General features: G+C 74.4%; 8 protein-coding genes and 1 pseudogene. 3 read left to right on the top strand and 6 right to left on the bottom strand.

Annotated features, from left to right (window positions below; translation table 11 throughout):
- Positions 1 to 449 precede the first annotated feature (449 nt).
- Positions 450 to 2510 (top strand): SpoIIE family protein phosphatase, encoded by a 2061-nt coding sequence (locus ACIGEZ_RS29995; protein ID WP_399837193.1) that lies wholly within the window; start codon positions 450 to 452, stop codon positions 2508 to 2510.
- 45 nt (positions 2511 to 2555) lie between these two features.
- On the opposite strand, the gene ACIGEZ_RS29990 is transcribed toward ACIGEZ_RS29995, so the two are convergent.
- From ACIGEZ_RS29990 to ACIGEZ_RS29980, 3 genes and pseudogenes are all read right to left on the bottom strand, one after another.
- The gene (locus ACIGEZ_RS29990; protein WP_399837191.1) at positions 2556 to 3005 is read right to left on the bottom strand and encodes an SRPBCC family protein; all 450 of its coding nucleotides are present in this window, start codon (positions 3003 to 3005) and stop codon (positions 2556 to 2558) included.
- An 85-nt stretch (positions 3006 to 3090) separates the two neighbouring features.
- Positions 3091 to 3538 (bottom strand): annotated as a pseudogene (locus ACIGEZ_RS29985) (DinB family protein); the annotation flags it as partial.
- Between the two features lie 30 nt (positions 3539 to 3568).
- Positions 3569 to 4042 (bottom strand): Lrp/AsnC family transcriptional regulator, encoded by a 474-nt coding sequence (locus ACIGEZ_RS29980; RefSeq protein ID WP_399837188.1) that lies wholly within the window; start codon positions 4040 to 4042, stop codon positions 3569 to 3571.
- Positions 4043 to 4337: 295 nt separating this feature from the next.
- Between ACIGEZ_RS29980 and ACIGEZ_RS29975 the strand changes: the two genes are divergently transcribed.
- Both ACIGEZ_RS29975 and ACIGEZ_RS29970 read left to right on the top strand, forming a co-directional pair.
- Positions 4338 to 5849 carry an FUSC family protein gene (locus ACIGEZ_RS29975; RefSeq protein ID WP_399837199.1) on the top strand — a complete coding sequence of 504 codons (1512 nt, stop codon included), beginning with the start codon at positions 4338 to 4340 and terminating at the stop codon, positions 5847 to 5849.
- 135 nt (positions 5850 to 5984) lie between these two features.
- Positions 5985 to 7034 (top strand): lactonase family protein, encoded by a 1050-nt coding sequence (locus ACIGEZ_RS29970; RefSeq protein WP_399837185.1) that lies wholly within the window; start codon positions 5985 to 5987, stop codon positions 7032 to 7034.
- Positions 7035 to 7175: 141 nt separating this feature from the next.
- Here ACIGEZ_RS29970 and ACIGEZ_RS29965 read toward each other — a convergent pair whose 3' ends face one another.
- The 3 genes from ACIGEZ_RS29965 to ACIGEZ_RS29955 all read right to left on the bottom strand — a co-directional run bounded on the left by ACIGEZ_RS29965 (position 7176) and on the right by ACIGEZ_RS29955 (position 9870).
- Complete coding sequence (locus tag ACIGEZ_RS29965; RefSeq protein WP_399837183.1) at positions 7176 to 8093, bottom strand: sirohydrochlorin chelatase; 918 nt, start codon at positions 8091 to 8093, stop codon at positions 7176 to 7178.
- Between the two features lie 98 nt (positions 8094 to 8191).
- Positions 8192 to 9196, bottom strand: coding sequence for an N-acetylglucosamine kinase (locus ACIGEZ_RS29960; protein ID WP_399837180.1), 1005 nt, complete (start codon positions 9194 to 9196; stop codon positions 8192 to 8194).
- Complete coding sequence (locus ACIGEZ_RS29955; RefSeq protein WP_399837177.1) at positions 9193 to 9870, bottom strand: uracil-DNA glycosylase; 678 nt, start codon at positions 9868 to 9870, stop codon at positions 9193 to 9195. Before ACIGEZ_RS29955 ends, ACIGEZ_RS29960 begins: the two co-directional genes overlap by 4 nt.
- Positions 9871 to 9913 lie beyond the last annotated feature (43 nt).

Here is a 9913-nt window from a genome sequence, read left to right as displayed (position 1 = left end):
TTCTGCAGCAGTTCGCGCAGGTAGACCCGGGGGCTGGAGTAGAGGTGGTGGGAGAGCAGATCCACCAGGCCACGCAGATCGACCTGGAACGTGTGGGACTTGTGCGGGGCGATCTCGGATTCCTCGAGGTCATTTGGATGCGCATGCATCTTGGATGGGCGTACATCCTGGCTGGGCATCGCTTCAGGGACGTGTTCCCCGACTCTGGCAGAGCGGCCCGCGCCCGCACATCCGTAGAACTACGGAATCCGACCCCCGGGGGGTATCCCCATAGCGGAGGCGGCGGAGCGGGTGGCGAACCCCCGCCCCTCACCGCTCGGCCCAGCCACACAGCGCCCGTCTGAGATGTCTCGGATAGGGTGATTCGATAGGTAATCGGTCGTGATTGCGGACATGATCGCGGTCGTGATTGCGCCCCTCGGGGCCAGGCTGATGCGTAGGTCGATGCGTTGCACACTCACCAGTCGCCGAGCAGGGTTCCGCAGCCGCCCCGGGCGGCCGTCGGATACGCGGGCGTGCTCAACGACCTGCTCCCCATCGCTCTGTGGCGGGAGGACACGCAGGGCCGGATCGTCGAGTGGTCCCTGGCCGCCCAGGACCTCCTCGGGCACCGTCCGGAGGACGTGATCGGGCGTCTGGCCACCCCGCTCCTCGTCCCCGACGGCAACCGCGAGCTCGCCGAGCGCCTGACCGTCAGGGTGCAGGCCGGCGAGACCGTCGTCGGCACCCTGCCCGTACGGCACCGCGACGGCCACCACGTCGTCATGGAGATGTGGATCGTGCCCGCCGCCGACCCGCAGGGCCGCCCCGGCGCCATGCTGATCGCCGTCGAGACCTCGCAGGTCCTGCGCATGCGCGAGTCGCTCGCCGCCCTCGAGTCCCTCTTCACCCAGTCGCCCATCGGCCTCGCCACCCTCGGCCCCGACCTGCGCTTCCTGCGCGTCAACGACGCCCTCGCCCGGATGAACGGCGTCCCGACCGCCGACCACATCGGCCGACGGCTCACCGAGGTCGTGCCCGGCGTGAACGCCGGCGCGCTGGAGGCGCTGATGCGCCAGGTGCTCGACACCGGCACCGCCGTCGTGGACGCCCGCAGGGTCGGCCGCACCCCCGCCGACCCCGGCCACGACCACATCTGGTCCAACTCCTACGCGCCCCTCCTCGACCACGCCGGCCGGCCCCTCGGGGTGATCGCCTCCCTCATCGACATCACCGACAGCCAGCAGGCCCACATCGAGGTCGAACGCGCCCGGCACCGCTTCGCCCTGCTCGCCGAGGCCGGAGCCAGGATCGGCACCACCCTCGACCTGCGGCAGACGGCCGAGGAGGTCGTCGCCTTCCTCGTCCCCCAGCTGGCCGACTCCGCCGACGTCCAGCTCCTCGAATCCGTCCTGGAGCCCGACGAGTCCACCGCCGCCACGCGAGGGGTGCTGCGCCGCCTCGCCGCCGCCTTCCCCGACCCGACCGCACCCACCGCGCTGCTCGGCGTCGGCCGCACCTTCCAGATACCGCTCGACTCCGTCTACGAGGAGGTCATCACCGACGCCCGCGCCATGGACCTCTTCACCGCCGACATCCCGGCCCTCATCAGGGACCCGCGCCTCGAGTCCCTGCGCAGCTACCTCGCCACCCGCATCGGCTCGGCCCGCCTCATCCCGCTTGTCGCCCGCGGCAAGGTGCTCGGCACCGTCTCGGTGACCCGGCTGCGTACCCGCGAACCCTTCGACGAGGAGGACCGCGTCCTGATGGACGAGATCGCGGCCAGGGCCGCGCTCAACATCGACAACGCGCGCCTCTACACCACCCAGCGGCAGGCCGCCCTCACCCTCCAGCGCAGCCTCACCAACAACGCGCTGCCCGACGTCAAGGGCCTGGAGCTCACCGGCCGCTACCTGCCCGCGAGCGACCACGACGTCGGCGGCGACTGGTTCGACGTCGTCGCGCTCCCCGGCGGCCGCACCGGTCTCGTCATCGGCGACGTCATGGGCCACGGCATCCACGCCGCCGCAGTCATGGGTCAACTCCGCACCGCCGTACGCACCCTGGCCCGCCACGACATCGCGCCCGCACGGATGCTCCGTTCCCTGGACGCGGTCGTCGGCGACCTCGGCGAGGACGAGATGGCCACCTGCGTGTACGCGGTCCACGACCCCGCCACCCACGTCTGGACCATCGCCCGCGCGGGCCACCCCCCGCCCGCCGTGGTCACCCCGGACGGCGCGATCACCTTCCTCGACGGGCCTCCCGGCACGCCGCTGGGAACCGGCGCCCACGAGTTCGGCACCCAGAAGGTCGCCCTGCCGCCCGGCGGCCTGCTCGTCCTCTACACCGACGGCCTCATCGAGGCCCGGGACCGCGACCTCGACCAGGGCATGACCGAACTCGCCGAGGCGCTACGGGACACGGACCGACCCCTGGACGACCTGTGCGACGACGTGCTGTCCGGCCTGCTGCCGGTACCGGCCCAGGACGACGTGGCGGTGCTGCTCGCCCGTACGATGCCGAGCTGACCCGCACCCGCACGGAGCTGCCCCGTATCCGCACCCGCACGCCTGTCAGACGCCGCCCCGCTCCAGGATTCCCTTCAGCTTCTGCTCGTCCACCGGCATCTCCTTGCGGGCCGCCGGCTTGACGACGAGGGGGACGAGCGCCTTGCCGATGCCGTGGCCCTCGAAGTCGAGGGACAGCGTCAGGCGCGAGCGCGCGCCTCCGTCGAGCGGCTCGATGGTGCCCTGGATGTCGCCGCGTACGGGGCCGTCCACGCCGTGGACGTGCCAGCTCCGCGGCGGGTCGATCTCGGTCAGCTCCATGGTCGTGTGGACGTCCCGGCGTCCCATCCGCCGGGTGACCGAGACCTGCTGGCCGACATGGCCGATGGTGCCGCCGGTGTGCCGCACGGCGACCGCGCTCTCCTGCCATTCCGGCAGGTGCGTGGGGTCGGTCACGTAGGCGAAGACCTCTTCGGGACGACGGTCGATGTCCACCGAGGCGTTGATCCTCGACATGGTCGCCTCCTTGCTCGCGCGAGGAACGGATCCCTCCCATCGTCCCACGCGAGGCCCCGGCACGGCAGGGCCAGCGGGCTGCGCCCCGCGCCCGGTACAGGTCCCTGAGCAGGGCGATCTCCGCGCCGTGGTGGAGGAGTTCCTGGTTCATCCACCACACGACGTCCAGGAAACAGGTCCTCCGGGTCGCTGCCGTGCGGGTACGAGCTGTACCCCACCGTGTCGAGGGTCGCGTCGTCCAGCGAGAGCAGCAGCGCGTGCCAGGCGTCGGTGGCCGCCTCGAAGTCCGCGAGCGCGGCGGACGCGTCACCCCGGCTGTGGAAGTCGTCGCGGGTCAGGCTGCGGCTGCCGGCCGTGTGGTCGGTGCGCAGCGCGAACATCTCGTTCAGGTGGCTGAGCCGCCAGGCGATCGTGGTGAACGGCGCCGGCTCGGGGTGCGGCGGGGGCGTCGCGTCGCGGCCGCAGTCGCCGGCTCCGGTCAGGACGGTGGCCCGCGCACCGGGGCCCGCCTCGCCTTGTCGGCACGGGAACCACGCGTGGAGCGTCCCGAGACCTCCGTCCCGCTACGAAGCCCCCCGCCCCACCGCCTCCACCAGCGGAAGCAGCCGGTGCGGCACCCGCTCGCGCAGGGCGATCTCGGTCCGGGTGCGCACCACCCCGGGCAGCTGGATCAGGCGCTGGATCACGTCCTCCAGGTGGCCCGCGTCGCGCGCGACCACCCGGGTCAGCAGATCGCCGCCGCCCGTGATCGAGAACGCCTCCACGATCTCCGGGACGGTCGCCAGGGCGTCCCCGACCTCGTCGAGATGTCCCTGCGTCACTTCGATGTGCACGAAGGCGAGCACGGGGTGCCCGAGCGCCGCCGGGGAGAGCACGGGTCCCGTCGCGGTGATCACCCCGTCCCGTTCGAGCCGGTCGATCCGGGCCTGGACGGTGCCTCTGGCGATGCCGAGGATCCGCGCGTACTCGCGCACGCTGGTGCGCGGCTGTTCGATGAGGAGTCGCAGGATGCGGGTGTCGAGCTCGTCCACCGTCATGGTCCGTTGGCCCCCTTCTGGCCGATGCTCCGGGACTTCGACTGTACCAATGGCCCACCTTCCAGCCCACCGGTTGAGCCAGTGGGCGGACGGATGGTTTCCTATTGTGAGAGAAGTGGACAGATGGCGCCGCGCAAGCGCCGGACCGGCGAGGTGGCCGGGCCCCGGCCCCGCGGCGCCATCGTCATGTCCGCGCGAGTCACGGCGACGACGAAGAGGGTGTGTGTACGGCAGCGGGGGCGGAACGACCGTCGTGAAGAAGGGCCTGGCGGCCGGTGGCCGACTGCTCCGTCAGGTGTGCGTGGCGCCCGACCCGGGCAGGGTACGGCTGCGCGTGGCCACGCGTGCCGTCCTCGGCACCGGCCTCGCCGTCGCCGTGGCCGAGCTGGCCGGTCTCTCCCTGACCGCCTCCATCACCGCGGGACTCGCGGCGCTCCTCGCCCTGTTCACCGTGGGCGACCCCACCGTGCGCCGCCAGATGGTCACCACGGCCCTGCTGCCGCTCGCCGGCTTCCCCGTCCTCGCCCTCGCGACCGCCCTGCACGGCGTACCGCTGCTGCGCGACAGTGCCTGGCTGCTCGTCGTCTTCGTGGGCGTGTACGCGCGACGCTGGGGGCCGCGCGGCCACGCGCTCGGCATCTTCGCCTTCATGCAGTTCTTCGTGACCCAGTTCCTGCACGCGCTGCCCGCGCAGCTGCCGGAGCTGTTCGCCGCGGTGCTGCTCGCGCTCGGCTCGGCCGGTGCCGTCCGCTTCGTCGCCTGGTGCATCGAGCGGCGGGTCCCGCCGCCCGCGGCCCCCGCCCCGCTGCCCGGCACCGGGCTCGCCCGGCCCACCACCCGGCAGGCCTTCCAGGCCACCGCGGCCTGCGCGGTCGCGCTCGCCGCGGGCCAGATCCTGTCGCAGGAGCGCTGGTACTGGGCGGTCGGCACCGCGTGGTGGATCTTCGTGAACACCGCCTCGCGCGGCGAGACCCTCGTCCGCGGCTTCCGCCGGGTCGTCGGCACCGTCACCGGCATCGCCGCCGGCCTGCTCATCGCCCTGCCGCTGGGCGGCGCCGCCGCGCCGACGGCCGCGCTCGTCGCCGTCTGCGTGTTCGGGATCTTCTACACGGCGCCGCTCTCGTACAGCTGGATGATGTTCTTCGTCACCGTCATGGCGGGACTGCTGTACGGGCTCCTCGGCGTCCTGCACCCGGGACTGCTCCTGCTCCGCTTCGAGGAGACCGCGGTCGGCGCCCTGGGCGCGGCCGTCGGCGTGGCGCTGCTGCCCGTCACCACGCACGCGGCGACCAACGCCTGGATCCAGCGGGCCGTGAGCTGCGTGCACGCCTGCACCACCGCCGCCGCACGGCGACTCGCGGGCGACCCGGAGGCCGACCCGGCGCCGCACGCCGCCGAGCTCGACCTTCTCCTCGGCCGCGCCCGGCTCTCGCTCGCGCCCCTCGTGCACCCGCTGAGCCCGCTGCGCGCCCGCAAGGCCCGCGCACGCCGGGTCCTCGCGCTGCTCGACGACTGCGCCCGCGAGACCCGCGGCCTCACCGCCGTCGCCGCCGACCCCGACGCCTCGCACGACGCCCGCCTGGTCGCGGCCGCCTGGCGCGTCGAGGCCGCCGTCCACGCCCTGGTCCCGCCGGCGGGCGAGGTGCGCGGCAAGGGCGTCCAGGCCGTGACGCCCGCGGGCCTGCTCCCGCACCACCCGGGCGCCGAAGCGGCCCTCGGCCACCTCCACGGCCTGGAGCGCGCCCTGGTCGACCTGGCCGCCCCGCTGCGCACGTCCCCGCGCGCCCCGCTGGTCCCGGCGGCCTGACCTTCCCGCCCGACCGGGCGGGGCCGCGTCCCTGCCCGGCGCACCCCACTGATCCAACTTGGTCTAGACCGCCTGCTACCGTCGGCCGGAACGACGGCCGGTCTGCCGTGACCGGCACCGGACAGGGGAGGCGCCGTGGGCGACACACGCCGTACGCGGGCATTCATCGGATCGTTCACCTCGGCGGGGGGCCGGGGCGTGCTCGCCGCGGAGGTGGACCAGGACACCGGCGCGCTGAGCGTCACCGGAGCGAGTGACGCCGTCGCCGACCCGTCCTTCCTCGCCCTCGCCCTCGACGGCCCCCGTGACGTGCTGTACGCCGTCTCCGAGACCGACGCCGGCGCCGCGGCCGCCTTTGACGTCACCGGCCCAGCGCCCCGGCTACTCGGCGCCCCCGTGCCCGTCGGCGCCTCGGGCCCCACCCACCTCGCCGTGGCGGGCGGACACGTCCTCACGGCGAACTACGGCTCCGGCAGCGTCACCTCCCTGCCCCGTACCGCCGACGGCTCCCTCGGGGCCGCCACCGGCCTCGTGCGCCACGAGGGCTCCGGACCCGTCACCGACCGCCAGGCCGCCCCGCACGCCCACCAGGTGCTGCCCGACCCGAGCGGCCGCTGGGTGCTGGCGGTGGACCTCGGCACCGACTCCGTCGCCGTCAGCGCCCTCGACCCCGCCACCGGCGCGCTGCGCCCGCACGGCGCGACCCCCCTGCGCCCCGGCACCGGGCCGCGCCACCTCGCCTTCCACCCGGACGGCCGCCACGCCTACGTCCTGAACGAGCTGGAGCCCACCCTCACCGTGTGCCGCTGGGACGCCCAGGACGGCGTCCTGGAACCGCTCGGCGAGACCCCCGTCGTCCCCGAGGGCGGTGTGGGGCCCAGCTACCCCTCCGAGGTCGTCGTCGACCCCGGCGGGCGCTTCCTGTGGGCCGCCGTACGCGGCGACGACACCCTCGCCGTCCTCGCCCTCTACGAGACCGGTGAGAACGCCCGCCTGGTCGCCTCCGTGCCCTGTGGCGGCCACTGGCCCCGCGACCTCGCCCTCGCGCCCTCCGGCCACCACCTGTACGCGGCGAACGAGCGCTCCGGTGACGTCACCTGGTTCACGCTCGACCCGGAGACCGGCCTGCCGACCCGTACGGGCTCCCTCCCGGCCCCCGCCGCGTCCTGCGTCGTCTTCGGCTGAGGCGGACACCGGCCGAGGCCCGAACGCGGGTACACGAGCCCGGTCACACGAACCCGGCACACGGGAGGGGCCCGCACCGGACGCACCCAAGCGCATCCGGTGCGGGCCCTTCCCGTCACGGTCGGCCTGCACGGCCTCAGGTCACTGGACCGGCGAGCCCTGCTGCGGGTTGATGCCGAGCGTCGCCGCGTACTGCGAGAGCACCAGCTTGCCGATCGCCGGATACGCGCCCAGCGCCTCGGCCGAGGCGCAGCCCGCGTCCTTGGCGGCCGCGTCGAGCAGGCCCTCGGCCAGCTCGGGGCCGATCAGGTAGGGGGCGAGCGCGAGCTGCTCCGAGCCGGAGCCGCGCAGCTGCTCGGCGACCGCCGCGATCGAACCCTCCTGGTCGAGGGCGGCCGCGATCACGGGCACGGCCAGCCGCGCCGCGAGCAGCATGCCGGTGATACCGGCGGCCTGGACCGCCTCGTCGCCGCCCACCGTCGCCAGGATGATGCCGTCGGCCGCCGTGGCGACCGTGAACAGCCGGGCGCGGTCGGCGCGGGCCAGACCGGCCTCCGAGAGGCGCACGTGCAGCGCCTCGGCCAGCAGCGGGTGCGGGCCGAGCACATCGGTCAGCTCGGCGGTGCCGCCGCTGTCCAGGACGGCCTGCCGGACCTGCCGCAGCAGGGCGCTGTCCGGGCCCGCGAGCAGCGGGACCACGACCGCGGCCGGGCCTTCGGGGGCGGTGACCTCGCGGCCGGCGGCCAGGGCCAGCTCGTACCGCTCGGTGCGCAGCGCCGCGGCCCGCGCGAGGACCGTGGCGAGGGTGGGGTACTCGGTGTCGTCGCCGTCCAGGTAGCCGATCACGGCCTCCAGGCCGGGCAGCTCCGAGCGGGCGATGCTCACGACCTCCTCGGCCAGCGAGCGTATGGCGGCCGACGGCACGCCGGGGACGGCGAGAACCAGCGCGGGAGCGCCCTCGGGCGCCGCCACGGGTTCAGGGCGACGGTGCCGCCCGGACTGGCGGGGTCGCGGCATTCGTACAGGCAGGCCGGGAGTGGGCCCAGTGGGGGAGCTCATGGCGCCGCATGCTACTGGTTTTGCCTGTCGCGCAGTTCGGTGAGGTGCGGCTGAGCGAATTCCGTCCCTCTATGTCCGAACTGAACGGGAACCGCCGCTTACCTGGTGAGTCGGAGCAGCCGTGGATCCTCGGGCAGCCGCAGCGTTCCTGCGGCGAGCGCGGCGGCGATCGTCACCGCTCCGGCCAGCGGATCGCCCGCGGCGGTTACTTCGCGCGCCTGCGGCAGCAGCACGCCGAGTTCCTTCCGCAGCGGGCCGAGGAGCGGCTCGCCCGTCTTGAACAGCCCACCCGTCAGTGCCACTTCGCCGTCCTCCCCGGCCGGGCAGACGGCTGCCGCGGCCTCCGCGATGTGCCTTGCGGCGCGCTCGATGACCGCCACCGCCACCGGGTCGCCTTCGGCGGCGCAGGCCGCCACGTCCGGCGCGAAGGAGGCCAGTACGGCCGGCCGGTCGCTCCTCGGGTACAGCGCGCCCGGCAGACCGGCCGCAGGACCGAAACGTTCCTCGGCGCGCGCCAAGAGCGCGGCCGAGCCGCCGTGCCTCCCGTCGTACGCGCGCATCGCCGCCTCGAGCCCGGCGCGGCCGATCCACGCGCCGCTGCCGCAGTCGCCGAGCAGATGCCCCCAGCCGTCGGCCCGGCGCCAGCCGGACAGATCGGTGCCGATGGCGACGAGACCGGTGCCGCCCGCGACGACGGCGCCCGGCCGCTGACCGAGCGCCCCGGCGTACGCGGTGACGGCGTCCGCGGCCAGCGCGAGCCGCCGTACGCCCCAGGCCCGTTCGAGGGCACCGGGCAGTTCGGCCCGCAGCCGGTCGCCGAGCGTCGCCATCCCGGCCGCGCCGACGGCGGCCGCGACGACGGCGCCGCGGGCCGTCGCCGTGCCGTGGGCCTTCGTCGTCAGCGTCGCGACGGCGGGCAGCAGCAGGTCGAGGAGATGGCCGGCGTCGATCCCGCCGGGGCCGGTGCGTACCGGTTCGCGGGACGCGACGGTGCCCAGGACGTGGCCGTCCGCGGCGCGCGCGAGCGCGATCCGCAGGCCCGACCCGCCCGAGTCGACGCCGACGACCAGGTCGTCCGCGGCCCGCCCGCCTCCCGTGGTCACGGCAGTTGCCAGTCCACGGGCTGCGCGCCCTGCCGGAGCAGCAGTTCGTTGGTGCGGCTGAACGGCCGCGAGCCGAAGAAGCCGCGGTCGGCGGACATCGGCGAGGGGTGCGAGGACTCGATGGCGGGGAGGTTGCCGAGCAGCGGCCGCAGATTGCGGGCGTCGCGCCCCCACAGCACCGACACGAGCGGCTTCCCGCGCGCCGCCAGCGCCTTGATGGCCTGCTCGGTGACCGCCTCCCAGCCCTTGTCGCGGTGGGCGCCCGGCCGTCGCGGGGCCGTGGTGAGCGCCCTGTTGAGCAGCAGGACGCCCTGCCGGGTCCAGGGGGTCAGATCGCCGTTCGAGGGCCGCGGGAGCCCCAGGTCGGTGTGCATCTCCCGGTAGATGTTCTCCAGGCTCGGCGGCAGCGGATGCACGTCAGGCGCCACGGAGAAGCTCAGGCCCACCGCGTGCCCGGGCGTCGGGTAGGGGTCCTGTCCGACGATGAGGACCCGCACCTCGTCGAAGGGTTGCTGGAAGGCCCTGAGGACGTTGGCCCCGGCGGGCAGGTACGTGCGCCCGGAGGCGATCTCCTGCCGGAGGAAGTCGCCCATCGAGGCGATGCGTTCGGCCACCGGCGCGAGCGCGTGCGCCCACCCGGCCTCGACGATTTCGTTCAACGGTCGTGCTGCCACGCCCGTCACTCTACTGGCGCAGCCGGACACCCGGGTCCGCTCA

It is taken from the genome of Streptomyces sp. NPDC085481, from assembly GCF_044541845.1.
Taxonomy (GTDB): Bacteria; Actinomycetota; Actinomycetes; order Streptomycetales; family Streptomycetaceae; genus Streptomyces.
Note: the sequence above shows the minus strand (reverse complement) of the source record. Positions and strands in the feature narration are given on the sequence as shown.